The organism is uncultured Pseudoflavonifractor sp. (assembly GCF_944387805.1).
Lineage (GTDB): Bacteria > Bacillota > Clostridia > Oscillospirales > Oscillospiraceae > Pseudoflavonifractor.
In genome coordinates, this window is sequence record NZ_CALXGI010000008.1 from 59,947 (window position 1) to 79,753 (window position 19,807).

General features: G+C 53.5%; 25 protein-coding genes and 2 pseudogenes. 12 read left to right on the top strand and 15 right to left on the bottom strand.

What is annotated here, in order from left to right:
- Positions 1 to 18: 18 nt before the first annotated feature.
- From Q0K06_RS03895 to Q0K06_RS03950, 12 genes and pseudogenes are all read right to left on the bottom strand, one after another.
- A pseudogene (locus Q0K06_RS03895) lies at positions 19 to 216 on the bottom strand (manganese catalase family protein); the annotation flags it as partial.
- A gap of 18 nt (positions 217 to 234) precedes the next feature.
- The gene (nspC, locus tag Q0K06_RS03900; RefSeq protein ID WP_294548839.1) at positions 235 to 1,356 is read right to left on the bottom strand and encodes a carboxynorspermidine decarboxylase; all 1,122 of its coding nucleotides are present in this window, start codon (positions 1,354 to 1,356) and stop codon (positions 235 to 237) included.
- Positions 1,357 to 1,359: 3 nt separating this feature from the next.
- On the bottom strand, positions 1,360 to 2,619 hold the full coding sequence (locus tag Q0K06_RS03905) for a saccharopine dehydrogenase family protein (RefSeq protein ID WP_294548840.1): 1,260 nt from the start codon (positions 2,617 to 2,619) through the stop codon (positions 1,360 to 1,362).
- A gap of 37 nt (positions 2,620 to 2,656) precedes the next feature.
- Positions 2,657 to 3,517, bottom strand: coding sequence for an agmatinase (gene speB, locus Q0K06_RS03910; RefSeq protein ID WP_294548841.1), 861 nt, complete (start codon positions 3,515 to 3,517; stop codon positions 2,657 to 2,659).
- A complete protein-coding gene (speE, locus tag Q0K06_RS03915) occupies positions 3,498 to 4,358 on the bottom strand; it encodes a polyamine aminopropyltransferase (RefSeq protein WP_294548842.1) in 861 nt (286 codons plus the stop codon). Before speE ends, speB begins: the two co-directional genes overlap by 20 nt.
- Positions 4,359 to 4,362: 4 nt before the next feature.
- Positions 4,363 to 5,835, bottom strand: a complete 1,473-nt coding sequence (locus Q0K06_RS03920; RefSeq protein ID WP_365924572.1) for an aminotransferase class I/II-fold pyridoxal phosphate-dependent enzyme — start codon at positions 5,833 to 5,835, stop codon at positions 4,363 to 4,365.
- Positions 5,836 to 5,841: 6 nt separating this feature from the next.
- Positions 5,842 to 6,600, bottom strand: a complete 759-nt coding sequence (gene speD, locus Q0K06_RS03925) for an adenosylmethionine decarboxylase (protein WP_294518332.1) — start codon at positions 6,598 to 6,600, stop codon at positions 5,842 to 5,844.
- Between the two features lie 557 nt (positions 6,601 to 7,157).
- Positions 7,158 to 7,364, bottom strand: a complete 207-nt coding sequence (locus tag Q0K06_RS03930) for a DUF4177 domain-containing protein (protein WP_294548844.1) — start codon at positions 7,362 to 7,364, stop codon at positions 7,158 to 7,160.
- Between the two features lie 70 nt (positions 7,365 to 7,434).
- Positions 7,435 to 8,994 carry a recombinase family protein gene (locus Q0K06_RS03935; RefSeq protein WP_294548845.1) on the bottom strand — a complete coding sequence of 520 codons (1,560 nt, stop codon included), beginning with the start codon at positions 8,992 to 8,994 and terminating at the stop codon, positions 7,435 to 7,437.
- Positions 8,981 to 9,133, bottom strand: a complete 153-nt coding sequence (locus Q0K06_RS03940; protein ID WP_294548846.1) for a hypothetical protein — start codon at positions 9,131 to 9,133, stop codon at positions 8,981 to 8,983. Before Q0K06_RS03940 ends, Q0K06_RS03935 begins: the two co-directional genes overlap by 14 nt.
- 91 nt (positions 9,134 to 9,224) lie before the next feature.
- A pseudogene (locus tag Q0K06_RS03945) lies at positions 9,225 to 9,632 on the bottom strand (manganese catalase family protein); the annotation flags it as partial.
- A complete protein-coding gene (locus tag Q0K06_RS03950; protein ID WP_365924578.1) occupies positions 9,633 to 10,103 on the bottom strand; it encodes a spore coat protein CotJB in 471 nt (156 codons plus the stop codon).
- 187 nt (positions 10,104 to 10,290) lie between these two features.
- Between Q0K06_RS03950 and Q0K06_RS03955 the strand changes: the two genes are divergently transcribed.
- Complete coding sequence (locus Q0K06_RS03955; RefSeq protein WP_294548847.1) at positions 10,291 to 11,025, top strand: N-acetylmuramoyl-L-alanine amidase; 735 nt, start codon at positions 10,291 to 10,293, stop codon at positions 11,023 to 11,025.
- Positions 11,026 to 12,408 carry a DNA repair protein RadA gene (radA, locus tag Q0K06_RS03960; RefSeq protein ID WP_294548849.1) on the top strand — a complete coding sequence of 461 codons (1,383 nt, stop codon included), beginning with the start codon at positions 11,026 to 11,028 and terminating at the stop codon, positions 12,406 to 12,408. It abuts the gene before it with no gap.
- Between the two features lie 397 nt (positions 12,409 to 12,805).
- Here the strand turns inward: radA and Q0K06_RS03965 are convergent, their stop codons facing one another.
- The 3 genes from Q0K06_RS03965 to Q0K06_RS03975 form a co-directional block, all read right to left on the bottom strand.
- Positions 12,806 to 13,069 (bottom strand): hypothetical protein, encoded by a 264-nt coding sequence (locus tag Q0K06_RS03965; protein WP_294548850.1) that lies wholly within the window; start codon positions 13,067 to 13,069, stop codon positions 12,806 to 12,808.
- A gap of 68 nt (positions 13,070 to 13,137) precedes the next feature.
- Positions 13,138 to 13,314: a hypothetical protein gene (locus Q0K06_RS03970; protein WP_294548851.1), complete on the bottom strand. Its 177-nt coding sequence runs from the start codon at positions 13,312 to 13,314 to the stop codon at positions 13,138 to 13,140.
- A 245-nt stretch (positions 13,315 to 13,559) separates the two neighbouring features.
- Positions 13,560 to 13,778, bottom strand: coding sequence for a helix-turn-helix transcriptional regulator (locus Q0K06_RS03975; protein WP_294548853.1), 219 nt, complete (start codon positions 13,776 to 13,778; stop codon positions 13,560 to 13,562).
- 204 nt (positions 13,779 to 13,982) lie between these two features.
- Here Q0K06_RS03975 and Q0K06_RS03980 point away from each other — a divergent pair, with 204 nt between their 5' ends.
- The 10 genes from Q0K06_RS03980 to Q0K06_RS04025 all read left to right on the top strand — a co-directional run bounded on the left by Q0K06_RS03980 (position 13,983) and on the right by Q0K06_RS04025 (position 19,751).
- Complete coding sequence (locus tag Q0K06_RS03980) at positions 13,983 to 14,225, top strand: hypothetical protein (protein WP_294548856.1); 243 nt, start codon at positions 13,983 to 13,985, stop codon at positions 14,223 to 14,225.
- 24 nt (positions 14,226 to 14,249) lie between these two features.
- The gene (locus tag Q0K06_RS03985) at positions 14,250 to 14,501 is read left to right on the top strand and encodes a hypothetical protein (RefSeq protein ID WP_294548859.1); all 252 of its coding nucleotides are present in this window, start codon (positions 14,250 to 14,252) and stop codon (positions 14,499 to 14,501) included.
- A gap of 405 nt (positions 14,502 to 14,906) precedes the next feature.
- Positions 14,907 to 15,866 (top strand): hypothetical protein, encoded by a 960-nt coding sequence (locus Q0K06_RS03990; RefSeq protein ID WP_294547268.1) that lies wholly within the window; start codon positions 14,907 to 14,909, stop codon positions 15,864 to 15,866.
- Positions 15,787 to 17,181 (top strand): hypothetical protein, encoded by a 1,395-nt coding sequence (locus tag Q0K06_RS03995; protein WP_294547270.1) that lies wholly within the window; start codon positions 15,787 to 15,789, stop codon positions 17,179 to 17,181. The genes Q0K06_RS03990 and Q0K06_RS03995 overlap by 80 nt, the downstream gene beginning before the upstream one ends.
- Positions 17,174 to 17,386 carry a hypothetical protein gene (locus tag Q0K06_RS04000; RefSeq protein WP_294547272.1) on the top strand — a complete coding sequence of 71 codons (213 nt, stop codon included), beginning with the start codon at positions 17,174 to 17,176 and terminating at the stop codon, positions 17,384 to 17,386. Before Q0K06_RS03995 ends, Q0K06_RS04000 begins: the two co-directional genes overlap by 8 nt.
- A 3-nt stretch (positions 17,387 to 17,389) precedes the next feature.
- Positions 17,390 to 17,545, top strand: a complete 156-nt coding sequence (locus tag Q0K06_RS04005; RefSeq protein ID WP_294547274.1) for a hypothetical protein — start codon at positions 17,390 to 17,392, stop codon at positions 17,543 to 17,545.
- Positions 17,546 to 17,550: 5 nt separating this feature from the next.
- Entirely contained in the window at positions 17,551 to 18,042 is a 492-nt protein-coding gene (locus tag Q0K06_RS04010) for a hypothetical protein (protein ID WP_294547277.1), read from the top strand.
- Positions 18,043 to 18,422: 380 nt separating this feature from the next.
- Complete coding sequence (locus Q0K06_RS04015) at positions 18,423 to 18,590, top strand: hypothetical protein (protein ID WP_294547278.1); 168 nt, start codon at positions 18,423 to 18,425, stop codon at positions 18,588 to 18,590.
- Positions 18,591 to 18,606: 16 nt separating this feature from the next.
- Positions 18,607 to 18,798, top strand: coding sequence for a hypothetical protein (locus tag Q0K06_RS04020; protein WP_294547280.1), 192 nt, complete (start codon positions 18,607 to 18,609; stop codon positions 18,796 to 18,798).
- Between the two features lie 200 nt (positions 18,799 to 18,998).
- On the top strand, positions 18,999 to 19,751 hold the full coding sequence (locus tag Q0K06_RS04025) for an ATP-binding protein (protein ID WP_294547283.1): 753 nt from the start codon (positions 18,999 to 19,001) through the stop codon (positions 19,749 to 19,751).
- Positions 19,752 to 19,807: the final 56 nt, after the last annotated feature.

The window sequence follows — 19,807 nt, forward strand, 5'->3', positions numbered from 1 at the left end:
GCCGGGGGCCCTTGTGTTTTATTTATCAAAGGCAGGGTTTGTAAAATAGACGTTTTTCTGATCCATCTTCTCCTTAGCCAGGCGGATCGCCTCGCCAAAGCGCTGGAAATGGACGATCTCCCGCTCTCGGAGGAAGCGAATCACGTCGTTAACGTCAGGGTCGTCAGACATACGCAGAATATTGTCGTAGGTCACGCGTGCTTTCTGCTCTGCTGCGTTGGCATAAGCACAACCTCAGGAGAGCCGACTTTTGAAGTCCTCATACCCGAACTGCCGGATCACCCGCTGGCTGCCAGCCCTATCCTGCCAGACGATGGAAGGGAGAGGCGTACCGTTGAAGGTGTTTGTCTTAACCATTGTGTAAAGCGCCATGTCCTCAAAAACCAGTGTGTCTCCCTCCTGAAGGGGATTATCAAAAGAGTAATCCCCAATGATATCACCCGCCAGGCAGGTGGGACCGCCCAGGCGGTAGGTATATGCCTTCTCACCTGGCTGGCCGCTGTTCTGAAGGGGCGGCCGGTAAGGCATCTCCAGCACGTCGGGCATGTGGCAGGCCGCGGAGGTGTCCAGAATGGCGATGTCCATGCCGTTGTGCAGAGTCTCCAGCACACTGGTCACCAGGAACCCGGCGTTGAGCACCACCGCCTCGCCCGGCTCCAGATAGACCTCCACGTCATAGCGCTTCTTCAGACGGCGCACCAATCTGATGAGCCGCTCCCGGTCATAGTCGGTACGGGTGATATGGTGCCCGCCGCCCAGGTTGAGCCACTTGAGACCCTTCAGATAGGGGCCGAACTTGGTCTCAAAGGCGTCCAGGGTGGTCTCCAGGTCATCGGAGTTCTGCTCACAAAGGGTGTGGAAATGGAGACCGTCAAGCAGAGGCAGCTGCTCAGGCTTAAAGTTGGCCAGAGTGGTGCCCAGCCGGGAGCCGGGAGAACAGGGATCGTAGATGGCGTGGCCCTCCTGTGTAGAGCACTCGGGGTTGACCCGCAGACCCACCTGCTTACCCGCTTCTCTGGCCCGCAGGGCGTACTTCTCCAGCTGTCGGGGGGAGTTAAAGACAAAATGGTCGGCGTACTCCAACAGCGCCTGAAACTCATCCTCACGGTAGGCGGGGGAGAACACATGGACCTCGCCGGGAAAATATTCCTTCCCCAGACGGGCCTCGTAGAGACCGCTGGCGGTGCTGCCGGAGAGGTACCGCGCCAGCAAGGGATAGCAGGCAAACATGGAGAAGGCCTTCTGAGCCAGCAGAATCTTGGCGCCGGAGCGCTCCGCCACGTCCTTCAGAATCTCCAGGTTGCGGACCAGCCGCTCCTCATCCACCAGAAAATAGGGAGTGCGCAGCTCTGCCATGGCTCAGTCCACCAGGGCGGGGTTGTCGTTGATCTGCCAGGGCAGGCCCCACTTGTTCAGCGCGTCCATATAGGGATCGGGATCAAACTCCTCTACGGTGTACACGCCGGGCTTATTCCACTTTCCGGTGAGGAGCATCATGGCGCCGACCATAGCGGGCACGCCGGTGGTATAGCTGATGGCCTGGGAGCCCACCTCCTTGTAACACTCCTGGTGGTCGCAGACGTTGTAGATATACGCAGCCTTTTCCTTGCCGTCCTTCTTGCCGGTAAAAATGCAGCCGATGTTGGTCTTGCCCACAGTGCGGGGGCCCAGAGAGGCGGGATCGGGCAACAGGGCCTTAAGGAACTGGATGGGTACAATCTGATGGCCCTCAAACTCCACGGGGGTGGTGGACAGCATGCCCACGTCCTCCAGACACTTCATGTGGGTCAGGTAGCTCTGGCCGAAGGTCATGAAGAAGCGGATGCGCTTGACACCGGGGATGTTTTTGGCCAGAGACTCGATCTCCTCGTGGTGGAGGAGATACATGTCCTTTTGCCCCACCTGGTCAAAGTTGTACTCCCGCTTGATGGACATGGCGGGGATCTCCACCCAGTGGCCGTTCTCCCAGTAGGAGCCGGGGGCAGACACCTCCCGGAGGTTGATCTCGGGATTGAAGTTGGTGGCGAAGGGATAGCCATGGTCGCCGCCGTTGCAGTCCAAAATGTCGATGGTGTCGATTTCATCAAAGAGGTGCTTCTGGGCGTAGGCACAATAGGCCTGGGTCACGCCGGGGTCAAAGCCGGAGCCCAGCAGAGCAGTGAGGCCGGCCTTCTCGAACTTCTCCTTGTAGGCCCACTGCCAGGAGTAGTCGAAGTAGGCGGAGAACCCCTCCTCCTTGCAGCGCTTGTCGTAGACGGCGCGCCACTCGGGGTCATCGATGTCCTCAGGCTCGTAGTTGGCGGTGTCCATGTAGTTGACGCCGCAGGCCAGGCAGGCGTCCATGATGGTGAGATCCTGATAGGGGAGGGCGATATTCATCACCAGGTCGGGCTGGACCTGCTTGATGAGCGCGATCACCTCGTCCACCTTGTCGGCGTCCACCTGGGCGGTGGTGATTTTGGTCTTGGTCTTGCCCTCCAGCTGAGCCTTCACGGCCTCGCACTTGCTGACGGTACGGCTGGCAATGCAGATCTCTTCAAAAACCTCGCTGTTCTGGCAGCACTTGTGGATGGCCACCCCGGCCACGCCGCCGCAGCCAATAATCAGAACCTTTGCCATGTTTCATTCCTCCTGTATGTTGAAAAATAACAGACACTCAATTCACGCTGCTGAGGGCCAGCAGCATCTCGCGGACCACCTTGGCGGCCACCGCGTTGGACACGCCGCTCTGGTCGAAGGGAGGGCAGAGCTCGTTGACGTCGCAGCCCACCACGTTGCAGCGGCTGCACACCAGAGTCACAGCCCGCCGCAGGGCGTCAAAGGACACCCCGCCCGGCTCGGGGGTGCCGGTGCCGGGAAACACCGATGGGTCCATTACGTCCAGGTCCACAGTGAAGTAGACGGGAGCGTCGCCCAGCCGCTCCACCACGTTCTCCAGACCGTCCAGGCCGAAGGGATGGCAGGTCACATGGTCCCTGCCCCAGCGCCACTCCTCCCGGTCGCCGGAGCGAATGCCGAACTGAAAGATCTTGCCGTCTCCGGTGAGCTCCCAGCAGCGGCGGATGACGCAGGCGTGGGACAGGGGCACGCCAAGATAGTCCTCCCGCAGGTCGGTGTGGGCGTCGAAGTGGATGATGGCCACATCGGGATATTTCCGGTGCACCGCCCGGAAGGCGCCCAGGGTCACCAGGTGCTCGCCGCCGATGAGAAAGGGGCGCTTGCCGGCGGAGAGAATCTCCTCGGCTCTCTCCTCAATGTCGGCCAGAGCCAGCTCCGAGCTGCCCATGGACAGCTCCAGGTCACCGCTGTCCAGCACGGCGCAGTCAGACAGGTCCTTGTCCTGATAGGGGCTGTACAGCTCCAGCCCGTAGGACTCCCTCCGCAGGGCAAAGGGGCCGAAGCGGGTGCCGGGCCGGTTGGAGGTGGTGGAGTCAAAGGGCGCGCCGAAGAGCACGGTCTCGGCCTGCTCAAAGGGGCAGTCGCAGCCCATATATACGTCAATCTGCGGATTCAACATTTTTCAGCAGCTCCTCTACGTAGGCGGGGATATAGAACGCGCCCTTGTGCAGCATGGTGGTGTAGTACTTACAGCTGAGTTTCCGGGCGTTCCAGCGGACCTCGTCCAGGTCCCGCAGGGGGTGGTACTTCTTGCTGGCAAAGCCGAAGAGCCAGTGGCCGGAGGGGTAGGAGGGAATGTGGGCCTGGTATACCTTGGCCAGAGGGAAGGACTCCACAATCCGCTTGTGAGCACGCTGGCAGGCAATAGCATCCTCTTGGTAGAAGGGACTCTCATGCTGGTTGACCATGATGCCGTCCGACCGCAGAGCCTTGGAGCAATTGCCATAGAACTCCCGGGTGAACAGTCCCTCACCGGGGCCGAAGGGATCGGTGGAGTCCACAATAATGAGGTCGTACTGTTCCACAGGGGTGCGGACGTACCGCAGACCGTCCTCATAGTGGATGCACACACGGGGGTCGTCCAGGCTGCAGGTGGTGAAGGGGAGATACCGCCTGCACACCTCCACCACCTGGGGGTCGATCTCCACCAGGTCAATGTGCTCAATCTCCGGATAGCGGCACAGCTCGCGCACCACACCGCCGTCGCCGCCGCCGATGACCAGCACGTCCTTCACATTGGGGTGGACGGCCATGGGGATGTGCACCATCATCTCGTGGTAGATGAACTCGTCCTTCTCAGTGAGCATCATGTAGCCGTCCAGGGTGAGGAAGCGTCCAAACTCCTGGGAGTCGAACACGTCAATCCGCTGGAATTCACTCTGTCCGCTGTACAGCTGCTTGTCCACCCGGATGGACAGCTTTACATTGGGAGTGTGAGCCTCACGAAACCAAAGCTCCATACCGTCAGTCCTCCTTTAAGTCCAAAACATTCAGGCAGGTAATATCGGGGTCCTCTGGGCCGGTCATGGAGCAGCCCTTTTCCTTGGCATAGAGGATGTAGGCGATAATATCCTGCGTAATACGCTCACCCGGCGTGAGGATAGGAATTCCAGGGGGATAGCACATAACAAACTCGCTGCACACCCGGCCCACGGTATTCTTCAGCGGCAGGCTCTCCTTGGGGGCGTAGAAGGCCTTCTGCGGAGACACCACAACCTCCGGCTCAATGTACTCCTGCTTCATCAGCCCGGCGCTGCTGTTTTTGCCGAAGCGGCGGCGCACCTCACTGAGAGAGCTCACCAGCCGCTCGATCTCCCGGGGGCGGTCGCCAATGGAGAGGTAGGCGAGAATATTGCCCAGATCGCCAAACTCAATCTGGATGTCGTACTCGTCCCGCAGCAGGTCGTACACCTCAATCCCCGCCAGGCCAATATTCAGAGTGTTGACTGACAGCTTGGTGATATCAAAGTCGTATACGCTGTCGCCGTTGATGAGTTCCTTGCTGAAGGCGTAATATCCTCCAATATCGTTGATCTCTTTCCGGGCGTAGTCTGCCATCTGCATCACCCGGCCGAACTCCTCCCGTCCCCGGAGGGCCAGGTTCCGCCGGGCGATATCCAGGCTGCTGAGGAGCAGATAGGAGGCGCTGGTGGTCTGGGTCAGGTTGATAATCTGCCGCACGTGGCCGGGGGACATATTAGGGCCAGTGAGCAGCAGACTGCTCTGAGTCAGGCTTCCGCCCGACTTGTGCATGGATACAGCAGCCATATCCGCGCCTGCCTCCATGGCGGACATAGGCAGGTCTTCGTGGAAGTAAAAGTGGGTGCCGTGGGCCTCGTCAGCCAGACAGAGCATGCCGTGGGCGTGGGCCAGTTCCACAATAGCTTTCAGGTCGGAGCAGATGCCGTAGTAGGTTGGGTTATTCACCAGAACCGCCTTGGCGTCCGGGTTTTCACAGATGGCCCGCTCCACCTCGCTGACCTTCATGCCCAGGGGGATGCCCAGGCGGTCATCACACTCCGGATTGACGTAGACAGGGACGGCGCCGCACAACACCATGGCGCCCATGACGCTGCGGTGCACATTTCGGGGCAGAATAATCTTCTCTCCGCCCTTGACCGCCGAGAGCACCATACTCTGGACGGCGCTGGTGGTGCCGCCCACCATCAGGAAAGCGTGGGCTGCACCGAATGCATCCGCCGCAAGTTTCTCTGCATCCCGAATGACTGAGACAGGGTGGCACAGGTTGTCCAGGGGCTTCATAGAGTTAACGTCCATGCTCACGCAGGTCTCGCCCAGCAGACGGGTCAGCTCCGGGTTGCCCCGGCCCCGCTTGTGGCCGGGGACGTCAAAGGGAACCACACGCATGCTGCGGAATCGCTCCAGCGCTTCATAGATGGGGGCGCTGGTCTGGTCCAGTACCGGCATGCTTCTCATCTCCTATCAATAGATATTGCGGCCGCTGAAGATCTCAATCATTTCACGGCGGATGTTATCCATAATCTCAAGCCGCACCTGGGGAGGAAGCTCATAGACGTCGGTTTTGAACAGGTAGTTCTGCAGGTTGATATCTTTCAGCATCATCTTGGTGTGGTAGAGGTTGGCGCTGTATACGTTCACATCCACCGCGTCATAGCGGCGGAGCGTGGCGGGATCGATGTAGTCCTGGATGGACCGGACCGTGTGATCCATAAAGAGCTTCTTGCCGTTCACGTCCCGGGTGAAGCCCCGGACCCGGTAGTCCATGGTGATGATATCCGAGTCAAAGGAGCCAATCAGGTAGTCCAGGGTGGACAGGGGAGTGATCTCTCCGCAAGTGGCTACGTCGATGTCCACCCGGAAGGTAGCCAGGCAGGTCTCCGGGTGGTACTCCGGGTAGGTATGTACCGTCACATGGCTCTTGTCCAGGTGGGCCAGTTGGGTCTTGCCTGCCGGGATCATGGAGCCTTCGGCAATGAGAATCGTCACCGAAGCACCCTGAGGTTCATAGTCCTGCTTGGCAATGTTGAGCACCTTGGCCCCAATCATGTCGGTCAGGGAGGTCAGAATATTGGTCAGACGCTCCGAGTTGTACTGCTCGTCGATATAGGCGATGTAGTCCTTCTGCTCCCGGGGGGTCTTGGCGTAGCATACATCATAGATGTTGAAGCTCAGCGCCTTGGTTAAATTATTGAAGCCATAAAGCCTCATTTTCTCTCCCATTTCCCAACACTCCTGTTCAGCCCCCAGCCGGGGACTGTAATACTTCCTGTTTGCGGTGCCGCAGAAAAGAAAAACAGGTAATGTGATAAATCACATTACCTGTAAAACAGTCATTTCTATAAAGCCAAACCACCCTCATAGCACAGCGCAAGAGAAGGGGCCGCCGCCAAACGGGCGGCAGAACCCCAGTGAGTCCTGAGAAGTCGGTTGATACAGCTTCATACAGAGTCTATATAGCAAATACTTACTTTTACTACTCTTATTGACCGTTTTACAAGTTGATGCGCGGAATTACGCGGCGGTACCTGATAGAACCAACTTATAAAATTGAGCTTTTAACTCAATCAATAATGGCAACATTTCAATTGCCTTCGGCAGTTGACCCGGCTGTCCGTATGGCCTTAACCCAAGGGGTGGTCAGAAGAAATATTTGCATGGATACTCTGTAAAAACTCATATCACATGGCAAAGGTCAGTATATCGAAAAAAGCGGGGTTTGTCAATGATTTTCCATCGTATCCGACATTTTATATGCTGACCGAAAATAGAGAATGGCTTTACTCCTCCTTCTGGAATACCAGAGACATGGTCTCGATGTCGCCAGTGCCTCTGGTCTCAATGGGAACATATCCGCAGTAGGTCCAGCCCTGGGCAATCCGCTCCCGAATAATGTCCTCTACGCCGTCAAAGCTATATTTGCTGCCCTTTCCGAAGCCGTAACCGCTCAGCTCAGATTTTGCTCTTACAAATTCCACCTTTTTCACGTTTCTCCCTCCTGTAAGAGCATTATACTTCTAACAAAATAAGTCGTCAATGTGCTGCAAGCTCTGCAATTCAGAATTTCCAGTGTATTTCAATAGGTGGCACCCTGTTGCCCGGACTCCTCCGGCCTACTGCAATGTAGTCAATCAGCAGCTCCACCATATCCCGAGTGAGATGGTCCGGGCTGAGATATCGTATCAGTCGCTCTGAAGCAGGTTTCAAGTCAGGCTGAGCACACAGCTGATCCATGCTGTTTTGTTCTGCCCGGAGCACAGATTCCGTTTGCGCTTTCTCTCGGTTTAGCGCATCCAAAAGAGTTCGAAAGCTCTGATCATCCACCAGTCCACGGGCCCTGTCCAGGTAGAGGTTTCGCAGGGCGGAAGCATACTCTTCCAATTGTTTCTTTCTGGCTGATATAGCGCTTCCCAGTCGTTTTCTCTGAATATCGAGCGGGTTATCCAATGCAATGCTGTTCACCAGCATATCCTGGTCCAAATATTCTGCCGAGAGGCGTCTAATTGCACCCAGAACAACAAGTTCCAGCAATTGGACCGGTATAAATGCCCCTGGACATGCATCACGATCCACATATCGGTTCCGGCATTGGAGGTAATGCTTCCCCCGGCTTTTAGAGGTGCGCATGGATCCTCCACAGGACATGCACCGCACCTTCCGGGCAAAAATCCCGATCTGCCCAGATGCAAAGGGGCGGCTCCGCTCCAACAGCAGTGCCTGGACCCGATCCCACAGGTCTCGTTCAATGATGGCTTCATGGGTGCCCTCGGCTACAAACCAGGCCGATTTGGGCCGCGGCCGGTTTTTTCTGCTCTTATAGGATACGCTCCCGTATTTCCCCTGTACCATGTTGCCCGCGTAAATCTCATTGCGCAGCATAGAAGAGATGGAGGAATAGGTCCACCGCGTCCCGATACACGTCTGCGGGTTACGGTAAGACAGGCCGTGAATGCGCTTGTATTCTCCGGGAGTGGGGATACTCTGGGCGTTCAGCAGCCGCGCGATGGCAGTCTTTCCGTAGCCTTGGGAAAACAGAACAAAGACCTGGCGCACAGTGGCTGCCGCCTCTTCATCCACAAGCAGGCGGCCCTTGTGATCTGGGTCTTTCCGGTAGCCATAGAGGGCAAAGGCGCCAATATGAAACCCATTTTTCCGGCGGTTATCCAGCACGCTGCGGATATTTTCCGACATATCCTCCAGATACCACTCATTGACCAGTCCGTTGATCTGCCGGGACTTTTTGTTTCCCCTGTTGTTGGTGTCAGCGTTGTCCACGATGCTGACGAAACGAATGCCCCAGAGAGGAAACAGCCCATGGATGTACTTTTCAACCAGTTCCAGTTCTCGTGTAAAGCGGGACTGAGTTTTGCACAGGACAATATTGAACCGCCTGAGCCGTGCATCGCGGAGCAGCTGCTGAAAGGCTGGCCGGCTGCGGTCTGAACCTGTATAGTCATCGTCGCTGTAAATACGATGTACCTCCCAACCCTGATCCGCCGCATATTGGACCAGCATGGCCTTCTGATTCTGAATGCTGCCGCTGTCGCCGCCGGACAGCCGTTTATCCCGGTCCTCTTCGGACAGACGGCAGTATATAGCCGCCTTATCTGTTCCCATCTGCCGCCTGCGCTTTCTGGTACAGTTCCTGTTCAGCAGCGCGCTTGACCAGCTCCAGCCAGATGCGGGTATAGGCGTCCACGTCCGGCGTGCTGCTTTCATTCCGAAAAATACTCTTGTAATTTATAGCATCTTCCATAGAAATACCCCCTTTCGCTGACAGCATATGAGCTGCACGGCTCCACTTAGAAGGGGAGATGAGAAGAGATTTGCACCTATAACAGTGTACCATCTGCTGCCAAATCCTCTGTAAGGTCGCAAATGATGTCGCCCTTTACCCCAATTCCGGCAGCATTCCAGGGAGAGCCAGATGCCGAGGTGGGATAGACGCCAGTGGTGTGGTCTACAAAATAGGGCGCAAAGCCGCCCTCCCGTACCTGCTGGTCGTTGAGCCCCCTGGTAAGCTGATGGACAATGGCGCCGATCATCTCCAGGTGGCCCAGTTCTTCGGTACCAATATCGGTCAGCAATCCCTTCAGCTCCGGGTAGGGCATAGCGTACCGCTGGCTCAGGTAACGGAGAGAGGCGCCAAGCTCGCCGTCAGGCCCACCGTACTGACTGATAATAAACGATGCCAATCTTGGATTGGGCGTAGAGATTTTCACTGGATACTGGAGCTTCTTTTCATAGACAAACATTTATTTGGTCCCTCCCTCGACATAATTCCAGGGCCACGGGTCCTTGAGCCAGGCAGTCCAAGTCTTTTCTCCTGCGGCAGACCGCTGGAGAAGCGGGCCATGGATGGCCTCATACTGCTCGCGAGCGGTCTTCTCCATGGCGGCGTATTGTCGGTACAGTTCAAAGGCCTCGCTGTCATCCTGGTGGGTATCCAGATAGAGGCCCAGCTCCATGAGCACGAACTCCAGAGCCTGGAGTTCAGCCAGATGCCCGTTGACGACGTTGCGGCCATCGCTTTTGATATGGAAAGGGAGGTTCAAACCAGGATAGAGCGTACCGTTATTCAGGGCATCTGTCTGATTATATCGCTTGGCCCCCGTCTGCTGAAAGGGCACATAGGGCACTGCCAGCGGCGCGCACTCCGGAAGGGTACCGCAATTATCGCCGCACCCGGAGGCAGGCGGAGTAGGTGTAGTATGATCGGGATACAAACAGGTTTCCTCCTTCACAGGGTTTCACAGGGAAGGGCAGTCCAGGGGAACCGTCCTTCGCTCCATCCTATGCCGAACGTCGGAACAGAGAAACCGCTTCTCATTCTCGTACCTTTGTGCTATAATTCCGGTATGGCAGCATAGCGGAAGAAATCTCCTCATAAACTCTCGGGAGGAGGTGTCTGCCGTGAAAAATGCAGCTTGGCAAAAATTTTTCTCCCGCATGCTGGCACTCCTAGTTCTGCTGAGCGGAGGAGTCCTGCTTCTGTTGCTCGGAGGAGAAGATACGGATGTTGGTTCTGTCCTCTCAGCTGCCCGATTTGACGTGGAGACTGTGATTATTGATGCCGGGCATGGCGGTGAGGACGGCGGCGCGGTATCCGTCACCGGCGTACCGGAAAGCGGTATCAATCTAGCCATCGCAAAAAAACTGGATCTTCTCTTTGGACTCTACGGTGTACGAACGGAGCTCCTTCGGACAGAGGACGTCTCTCTTCACGACAGCAGCGCAGAGACATTGCGAGAAAAAAAAGCCTCTGATCTCCATAACCGCGTAGCCAGAATTGAGGAGGTTGAAAATGCCACCCTCATCAGTATCCACCAGAACATCTATCAGAGCGCTCAGTATCATGGCGCTCAGGTATTCTATGCCGACAGTGAGACATCGCTTCCGCTCGCCCAGGCTACTCAGAATGCCCTACGGCTGGTGGACCCGGACAATACCCGCAAGCCGGCCAAAATCAGCGAGAACGTCTACCTGATGAACCATATCACCTGCCGGGCTATTCTAGTGGAGTGCGGCTTTCTCTCCAATCCAGAGGAAGAGCTGCTGCTCCAGAGTCCGGAGTATCAGTTAAAGCTGGCCGGGGCCCTGTGCGGTGCCTACCTGCAATATCAAGATTCCCAGCAAGGAGTTCTTTGAATGAAAGCAAAAACTGTTTTTTACTGTACGGAGTGCGGCAATGAGACGCCCAAGTGGTCCGGTCAGTGCCCTGCCTGCCGGGCGTGGAACACCCTGGTGGAGCAGCCTGCGGAGACAAAAAAGAAGACTTCCTCTGTCCTCTCGGCCAGTTCCGCAGGCCAGCGGCGAACCATGGGAGCTCTAAACCGTCCCCGGCCCATCAGTGAGGTCTCATCCACCCACGAGCTGCGCTTTGAGACTGGAATGAGTGAGCTGGATAGAGTGCTGGGCGGCGGCGCGGTAAAGGGCTCACTGGTGCTGGTGGGCGGATCGCCTGGTATTGGAAAGTCCACATTGATGCTCCAGATCTGCGACAATCTCTGCCGTTTTGCCAAGGTACTCTATGTATCCGGAGAGGAATCTGAGCGCCAGATTAAGCTGCGTGCAGAGCGGCTGCATGTCAGCGGCGAAGGACTGTATCTTCTCTCTGAGACCAATTTGGACGACATTGTGGAGGCGGTCAATGAGCTGCAGCCTGATATCCTGATTGTGGATTCCATTCAGACCCTCTATAATGGAGAACTGACCGCCGCACCGGGCAGCGTAGGACAGGTAAAGGACTGTACTATGACCCTGATGCAGCTTGCAAAAGGGCAGGGAATTACCGTCTTTGTCATCGGCCACGTAAACAAGGAGGGGTCCATTGCAGGCCCCAAGGTGCTGGAGCATATGGTGGATTGCGTACTCTACTTTGAAGGCGAGCAAAACATGGCCTACCGGATTCTTCGTGCGGCCAAAAATCGGTTTGGTGCCACCAATGAGATCGGTGTATTTGAGATGGCGGACACAGGGCTGACAGAGGTACCTAATCCATCCGAGATGCTGCTCTCCGGACGCCCGGAAAATACCCCAGGAACCTGCGTTACCTGTGTCATGGAAGGTGTGAGGCCTGTTCTAGCTGAGGTTCAGGCGCTTCTGGCACCTACCAGTTTCAACGTGCCAAGGCGGACCAGCAACGGTTTTGACTACAACCGGGCCATGCTTCTGCTGGCCGTGCTGGAAAAGCGTGGCGGCCTTCTGGTCAACTCCTGCGATGCCTATATTAATGTCATCGGAGGTCTAAATCTGGACGAGCCTGCCGCTGATTTGGCTATGGTGATGGCGCTGGCTTCCAGTTTCCGGGATAAGCCCATTCCCAGCGATTTGGTCGCAATTGGTGAGGTCGGTCTGACTGGGGAACTGAGAGCAGTCAATGGCCTGGGACAACGCCTCAGTGAGGTGCGGCGCATCGGCTTTACCAAATGCCTTATTCCAGCCCGCAACAGTGGGAAGCTGGTAGAGCCAGAGGGGCTTCAGCTGATTCGTGTACGAAATATTAGAGAGGCGCTGGCGGCTATTCTTTAATTAGGAATCATCCTGCCAGGGGAGCGTTCCTCGGCAGCAAAAGACTGTAAACGAAGCGTTTTATGCCTCGGAACATAATTTACGCATGGTTCTGAAGCACAGGGCTTTCCGCAGGAACCAGCACGCTCTAGGGCACAATATCCGTCGCGCTGATACACGCAGGCGCTGGTGCAGTTGATTAGGCTCATAAACGGACACCTCACAGAAACTGCCTGCAGATTGACGCAGGCGCTACACAATATAGAGTTTATTCTGTCCAGTTAAGGACATTTTATTTTTCAGAACTGACAGGTTGGGAGGAGGCTTTTCGGATAGAAGCCTTACTCAACAAAATAAAAATTCTGCGCGAGTAATTGGATAGTAAAAGGGGAGGGCCTTACGGCTCTCCCCTTGGTTGTTAGTGCGTGGGTTTTGCTTTGTGCTTGTTGAAGGCGCTCTCCAGGCCTTCCACCCAGTCGGCTATGTAGTTGGTACTGTCCCGGACTTCCTGAACGGATTCTTTCAGGTCTGCGATATCCTGCTTCATTTCGGCCATGTCCTGCTTCATGTTGGTGATGTCCTCGTGGATGGTGCGCAGCTGCTCGCCGATGAGCGACTGTGTTCTGCTCTCGCTCTCGCTGATGAGCTGGGCAATGGCTTGCAAGTCCTCTCTGTCTAACATGGTGCTGTCTCCTTTCGTTGTCCTGGTGGAGGTATTCTATCATTGGTATGTGGGAGTGTCAACCGCGGCTATTCGATGTCCAGGCAGTCCATCAGTTCCAGTATTGATTCCAGTTCTCTTATTGTGGGCTCGTAGAGCCATCTTGTCTGGTCTCTTTCGTACTCTCCCTGTGCTTCTTTGTCTTTTTCACTCCATCTCTGGTATAGTTTTTGGATTTTTCTTTCAATCAATTCCCGTGCTGTCATGTTACCCTCCGTTCTCATAGTAAGAAGTGCCGGTCTACCGGAATCGCCGGCGGCGATTTCGGTTGTCTCCCATGAAGCGCACAATACCTAATGCTGTCAAGGGCAGAAGGGTGGAGAAAAAGCAGGTGATCCAGTGCTCACACTGGTTCACCTGCTTTTTACTACCCGTCCCTTGACGGCATTAGTTTTGTGTGCTCGGGTGTGGGCGGAGCCCACTCATTATTCCCCTCGTACGCCCTCTGCCGTCACCGTGGCCAGTCAAGCCCGCGCGGCAGGCCCAAGATATAGTCTGCTGATACATGGTAGAGAAGGCATAGTTGTCTAAGTTTTGATACTGTCATTTCGTTCTTGCCTGTTTCATATCTCCACATCTGGGTTTGGCTTGTTTCGATTATTCCGGCAACTTCTTCTTGTGACATGTCTAAATCTTCTCTTGTCTGTTTTAATCTTTCGTAATAGTGCATAACCTCGTCAGCTCCTTCTTTGGTGGTTATGCCGATTTTATATTACTACTTATAAGTAGTAATTGATTTATTACGTATACGTAGTTAGAATAGTCTTGTAGCCCCGCACGCAGACTACCCCGTAAGGGGTGTACGGGTGGTGTGTTGCAGAGTGTACCCCGTAAGTGTTTGGTCTTTTTTGTTTTGTGGAAGGGGGTGAGTTGTATGTCTCGTGGTGTGTCTATTGGTGAATCTCGTTATGTCTCTGTAGCGTTTCCAGAGCGGCAGCTGTCTTTGTTGGAGCAGTTACGTGTGGATGCTGGTCTGCTCGATTGGTCAGATGCGAAGGCTGTTCGGTTTATCCTTCAGTACTTTTATTCTTCTGGTCTGACGATTCGGAAGCTGCTTCTGGAGGATGGCCGGTTGGATGCGTTCGCTATGTTAGGCAAGGAAATACCCACTGATTGAGTATGAAAGGAAAAGTGATTTGTAATGGGTGAAAAAATTTATGTAGTTGGTGTGCAGCATATGGAGTTTAAGGGCCAGGACGGTCAGCCTGTCACCGGCGTGAAAATCTTCTATACGCAGCAGGTGACTCGGCGTGGCCTCACTGGTGACATTGCCGGTAACTTCTTCGTGTCTCGTGCCTATTGGGATGGTCTGGTTTACCATCCTGAGGTCGGCGCTGAGTGCCTTGTCTACTTCAACCGCTATGGCAAGGTCTCCAGCTTCGCGGCGGCGTGACATCCTCGTCTGACGCTCTCCTCGCCTCCCTGGCCGCTCTTCTGGCCGGGGTAGGTGAGGGGATACCCCTAAATCTCAACGTGTCTCTTACGCCGTCTGAGCGTGTCCAGGCCTTGGAAAAGCAGGTGGCAGCGCTTACTTCTGACCTGGCCACGCTCCAGCGTGACTATAACCGTGTTGAGTACCTGTATTTTTGTGAGAGCAAGATAAATCAGCGTATACAGGACTACTGTGCTGAGAATGGTTTCCGGCTCCCGCGCTCTCTCTACCGTGACCCTTCCTGACTGTCGTGATGATAGACAGGGTGCCTCTCTGGCTGCTGTGTGCGGTCTGGCGATATCCTCCGGGGTATCGTCGTAGGGGCACTTGACCCTTTAACGTTTTCCGGGAAGGTGTTGAAATTACATGGCTTTTTATGAAGTCGCTCGTCCTGATTACCGTGTGAAAGAATATCGGGATGGCTTGTACAAGCTTATCAAGTTCAAGAACTCCGACAGGACTATGGTAAGTCTCCGGGACCATAGGGAAGATACCCATCATGACAAGAAGCTTGAGGCGGCGTACTCTCGTGCCCGGTCTGTGATTATGCAGCTTGCTCTTTGTAATAAGTGGGATTACTTCTTTACTGCTACGCAGGACGATGCTAAGCGTGACCGGTACGACTTGTTCTCTTTTTGTAACAGTATTTCCCAGTTTGTGCGGGATATGCGTAAAAAGTACAATTCCAAGATTCAGTATCTCTTTATTCCTGAGCCTCATAGGAATGGGGCTTGGCACATTCATGGTTTTCTCTCCGGCCTTCCTGCTGAGGCTACCGCCGCTTTCATCCCTGGTATTCATCCTAAGAAGTTGGTGGATTCCGGTTATATCAACTGGCCGGACTATCAGAAGAAGTTCGGCTTCTGTTCTCTAGGGGAGATAAAAGATGAAGTCGCATGCGCTAACTACATGGCGGAGTACGTTTCTAAGGATTTGTGTGATAGTGCCGCTCATACTCCTGGCGCTCATATGTATTATTGCTCTCGTGCCCTTCGGCGCGCTGTGGATTTTGGTGACCTTTATGGTTCCTACCCTGATTTAGACAAGTACCTGACGCACAAAGGCGATTTCTGTTCCTGTGGTTGGGTGCGTGATAAGTCTTGGGGTGATTGGCTCTCGTATCCCATTGACTTGCCTACGGCTGATTTCTTTGACGGCGTGGTTGCCGTCCCGGTCGAGACCGTCTCTCCCTGTGAAGAGTGGGTGCAGATGGTCATGTTTGGATTTGATAGGGGGGTGGTAGAGGATGTTGAAGCGAATAACCAGTGTTGCGGTGGTCCTTGCCCTCCTGGCGGGCCTGCTGACTGTCCCGGCCTCGGCGGCTGAGGATTCTTCTGGTACGTTTACCGTATCTTATTCTAGTTTTATTATTCCTGGCTCTTCTTCTCCCAGTCCTTCCGCAGGCTATACTTTTTCTGCTAAACTTCCTGTTTCTGGAGTTAGTTTTTCTGCTGATTTCGGTAATAGTATTTCTTCTGGCCAGTATTCCGGTACTTTGAGGCTTGGCGAATTTTCTTTTTCTCCTTCTGAATTGTCTGGCTCTATTTCTTGCTATGTTTCTGTGCAGATTCGTGGGTTGTCTGCTTCTGTTGGTGATTTGGGGCCTGTTTCTTATTCTTTTAGTTCTTATGCACCTCGTTCTGTCCAAGCTTACTATGTTAACTCTGATGGTCAGACTGGTGTAGGGGAAGCTTCTTTTGATTCTTTTTCTGCTGGTTTATCTACAGGTTATTCTTTTAAGTTTTCTACTATTGCTGATGCTTTGACGCCTATCTCTTCTATTCGTCTTGTTCCAGATGACTTTTTTTCTTATTATTTGAATATAAGCCGTACTTATGGCACTGTTTGTATTCCTTCAGCTCAGGTTTATATCAGCTCTGCTCGTTTGATTGCTACGGCCTCTTCCGCTGATACTGAGGCTTTGGAAAGTATAGCTGATTCCATTACTCAGCAGAATGAGATAATGCAGGCCTTTTATGGTGACATTATCGCCATTCTTCAGGCTATGGACACTAAGCTCGGTGGTCTGGAGGCGGCGGCTGATGTAATGAACGGGTATCTTTCTCAGGTTGTCAGCTCTCTGGGAAGTCTTAATAGCACGGCTTCCAATATTTATACTCTCCTGGGTACATACCTGCATTATCTGGAGTCCATTGCCCAGACTGCGGAAGATATTAAGTCGGAACTCGCTTCTTTCCACGCTGATTTTCTGACCTATATTCAGCTTCTTATCTCCACGGTTTCTTCTGAGAGTGACGATATCCAGGCTAAGATGGAGGAGATATACAACCTGCTGATTGCCTATCTGAATACTGTTTTTGGCTCCGCCGTTACAGACGATGTTACAGACGGTATCTCTGGTGCGGATAATCAGCTGGACGCCATAGAGGGGATAGAGAGCAATTATACCGGTTCTCTCTCTGATAAGTGGCAGAGTATCGGCATATCGGATTTCACCATCGCCCCCGGTCTGCTCTCCGGTGTCGCCTGGGTGTCCTCCTGGTGGACAAACCTGTTTGAGGCCACTGGTGATTTTAAGGTGATTCTTACCCTGGGCCTCTTTTTCGGTGTGTGCGGCCTGCTCATCGGCATGATATCACGGGCTTCCCGCCGTGCTGGTGGAGGTGATGGAGATGCTTGAATTCTTTCAGATGGTCGGTGACGCCATTTCCACGGTGTTTGCTTGGATAGGGAATATCTTCTCCGGCCTGCTGTCTATCTTTAGCCTCTTTGGTTCTGTGATGTCCTTCAACGCTGTTGTAATCGGCTGGCTTCCGCCTGCTATCTTCGCCTTTGCCACGCTGGGCGTTGGGATTGCCATTGTCCTTTTTATCATTGGGAGGTAAGTCATGACGGATTTCCTGAATTGGGCGGTTGCCCTCCTGGCTACTTTCTTCGAATGGCTCGGTTCTATGCAGCTTGTGGAAGGTGTGTCGCTGCTGGCTTTCTTCGCCGGCGTCTTTGTCCTCGGTGCTGTGATCCGGTTTTACCTGTATAAGGGGTGATATCTTTGTTTCGCCGTCTCTTTCGGATTGTGCCTGCTCTTTTTGCTGTTGGCGTTCTCTTTCTTTTACCTGCTGCCGCTTATGAAGATTTGCCGCCTTCCAACCCTCCTTTTTATGGTGGGGTCTATATTACTGGCGTTACTCGTGAGCTTGGCAGCGTTACGGTATATGTTCCAGTCAATTACCAGTCTGGGTATCTGGGCTTGACCTCTTCGGGGAACCTGTTCAACACTTCCAGTAGCTCTATTTCCGGCGTTCTGTATCAGGGGAGTACAGAGTATCAATTCCGGCTCTCTTCCTGGTCTGAGCCGCAGTACCGTCTTGAAAGCGATTGGGGGTCCTCTTATGAGGATTTGACTTTTACCAGCATTACTGCTTCTAATGCTGAGATATCTGATTCCTTCCCGCCTCTCGTCTCCGCTGATTCTGTGCTTTCCCTGGTTCCTCTCATTTTCCTAGGGGGTATTCTTTTATGTCTGTTTATGAAGCGATTCTAGAATTAATCGGCCCTGTCCCTGCCGGTTATGAGCCTATCGCCTGGATATTCGCCGGGCTTGTCCTGCTGTATTTGCTCTGCTCCGTGTTCTCCATTATTGCGTCCGTTGTCAACTGGATAGCTGGTAAATAGGGGAGGGGAGAGCATGGCGGATTTCTTTTCCTCTCTTTCTCTGATAGGCGATTCAATCTTTCAGTTTCTCACCAGGATATTTAATCTCTATACCGGTTCTGTCGTCCTGGTCTGCGTCCTGGGTCTCTGGGTGCTCAGAAAAATTGTCCGTCTTATCAGGGCTATAACTTGATAGCTTCAGGCATAGCGCTGTGCCTGTGCTATATAGATGTTTCCATGTTTTTGATTTTGTGAAATGAGGTGTTTTGTTTGACTGCGCTTCTGACGTCTCTCGGCGAGGTTGCCACTGAGGTTATCGACTATGTGGGTACTATCTGTACTACCATCGTCGGTCAGCCCCTGCTGCTCCTGACTGTCGGTTTCCTGTTCATCGGCGGCTGTATCGGTATCTTCGGCCGTCTGCTCTCTCGTGGTTGAATTGGAGGTGTAAAGTATGGAGGCCGAGACTCCTACCGCTATGGCTGCATTGCTTGCTGACCTCGGCACGGTCGCTACCAACGTGATTACCCAGGTGGGTACTATCTGTCAGACCATCGTTGATGAGCCCTTGCTTCTCCTGACGGTTGGTTTCCTGTTCATCGGCGGCTGTATCGGCATTTTTGGCCGTCTGCTTTCTCGCGGTTGATAACAATGCCCGGCCCTACGCTTTAGCAGGGCCGGGCATTGTCCTTTTTGGAGGTGTTTTCCTTTGGCTGAGTTTATGCGTTCCTGTCTGGATTTGTGTTTCATGCTCTTTTCCCGTACTGATAACCTGATTGTTTTCATCCCTACTGTTTGTATCTTTTTCTGTTTTTGCCTGGCACTTGTGAAGAGGTTAATGAATAGATGATTGTTTTTGCTGTTTTTGTATTTTTCGTTTTTCCTGCCTGTTTCGTTCTTTATCATCAGCTTACCAAGAAGTATCTCAACCCCTATAAGCTCATCTTTGTTTTTGGCAAAAAGGGAAGTGGCAAATCAACCCTGCTTACCAAATATGCTCTTGAGTATCAATCCCGTGGATATACCGTTTATTCTACTGAGGATTTCCCTGGATGCTATAAAATCCATTATGAGGATATAGGTGTCTATCAGTTTCCGCCCAAGTCCTGTATCATTATTGATGAAGCTGGAATGATTTGGGACAATCGTGGTTTTAAGACTTTTCCGGCTCATGTTCGAGACTATTTCAAGCTCCAGCGGCATTATAAACATGTGGTCATCCTGGCAAGTCAGACTTTTGATGTGGACAAGAAAATTCGTGACTTGGCTGATGAGATGTATCTTGTAACAAAGAAGCTCCGGGTATTCAGCTATGCTAAGAAAATCCTTCGGAAAACTGTGCTGCTCAAGTCTCAGGCCGCGCAGGGTGGAGAATCCCGCATAGCTGAGGATTTGGAGTTTGACAGCCTGCTGCTGTTTTGGGCTGGTTCCCGGAAGCTGACTTACATACCCAAGTATGCCAAGTTTTTTGATTCGTTCGTGGCGCCGGAGCTGAAGGAAAAAGAGTTCGAACAGGTGCCGTTGAAATGTCCTGTGCGACGTGGTAAACTATCCTGGATAAATCGCCTTTTGTTGAGTTGGCGTCAAAAGAGGAGGTAGGAGACGGCTGGAAGCCTTGCGGCTCAGTATAAATCCTACTCAACAAAATAAAAATT

Excerpts from the sequence above, each read along its gene's own strand:
- nspC (WP_294548839.1), bottom strand. The coding sequence starts at position 1,356 with ATGGCAGAGCTGCGCACTCCCTATTTTCTGGTGGATGAGGAGCGGCTG.
- Q0K06_RS03905 (WP_294548840.1), bottom strand. The coding sequence starts at position 2,619 with ATGGCAAAGGTTCTGATTATTGGCTGCGGCGGCGTGGCCGGGGTGGCC.
- speB (WP_294548841.1), bottom strand. The coding sequence starts at position 3,517 with ATGTTGAATCCGCAGATTGACGTATATATGGGCTGCGACTGCCCCTTT.
- speE (WP_294548842.1), bottom strand. The coding sequence starts at position 4,358 with ATGGAGCTTTGGTTTCGTGAGGCTCACACTCCCAATGTAAAGCTGTCC.
- Q0K06_RS03920 (WP_365924572.1), bottom strand. The coding sequence starts at position 5,835 with ATGAGAAGCATGCCGGTACTGGACCAGACCAGCGCCCCCATCTATGAA.
- speD (WP_294518332.1), bottom strand. The coding sequence starts at position 6,600 with ATGGGAGAGAAAATGAGGCTTTATGGCTTCAATAATTTAACCAAGGCG.
- Q0K06_RS03935 (WP_294548845.1), bottom strand. The coding sequence starts at position 8,994 with ATGGGAACAGATAAGGCGGCTATATACTGCCGTCTGTCCGAAGAGGAC.
- Q0K06_RS03940 (WP_294548846.1), bottom strand. The coding sequence starts at position 9,133 with ATGGAAGATGCTATAAATTACAAGAGTATTTTTCGGAATGAAAGCAGC.
- radA (WP_294548849.1), top strand. The coding sequence starts at position 11,026 with ATGAAAGCAAAAACTGTTTTTTACTGTACGGAGTGCGGCAATGAGACG.
- Q0K06_RS03965 (WP_294548850.1), bottom strand. The coding sequence starts at position 13,069 with ATGTTAGACAGAGAGGACTTGCAAGCCATTGCCCAGCTCATCAGCGAG.
- Q0K06_RS03970 (WP_294548851.1), bottom strand. The coding sequence starts at position 13,314 with ATGACAGCACGGGAATTGATTGAAAGAAAAATCCAAAAACTATACCAG.
- Q0K06_RS03975 (WP_294548853.1), bottom strand. The coding sequence starts at position 13,778 with ATGCACTATTACGAAAGATTAAAACAGACAAGAGAAGATTTAGACATG.
- Q0K06_RS03980 (WP_294548856.1), top strand. The coding sequence starts at position 13,983 with ATGTCTCGTGGTGTGTCTATTGGTGAATCTCGTTATGTCTCTGTAGCG.
- Q0K06_RS03985 (WP_294548859.1), top strand. The coding sequence starts at position 14,250 with ATGGGTGAAAAAATTTATGTAGTTGGTGTGCAGCATATGGAGTTTAAG.
- Q0K06_RS03990 (WP_294547268.1), top strand. The coding sequence starts at position 14,907 with ATGGCTTTTTATGAAGTCGCTCGTCCTGATTACCGTGTGAAAGAATAT.
- Q0K06_RS03995 (WP_294547270.1), top strand. The coding sequence starts at position 15,787 with ATGTTGAAGCGAATAACCAGTGTTGCGGTGGTCCTTGCCCTCCTGGCG.
- Q0K06_RS04000 (WP_294547272.1), top strand. The coding sequence starts at position 17,174 with ATGCTTGAATTCTTTCAGATGGTCGGTGACGCCATTTCCACGGTGTTT.
- Q0K06_RS04005 (WP_294547274.1), top strand. The coding sequence starts at position 17,390 with ATGACGGATTTCCTGAATTGGGCGGTTGCCCTCCTGGCTACTTTCTTC.
- Q0K06_RS04020 (WP_294547280.1), top strand. The coding sequence starts at position 18,607 with ATGGAGGCCGAGACTCCTACCGCTATGGCTGCATTGCTTGCTGACCTC.
- Q0K06_RS04025 (WP_294547283.1), top strand. The coding sequence starts at position 18,999 with ATGATTGTTTTTGCTGTTTTTGTATTTTTCGTTTTTCCTGCCTGTTTC.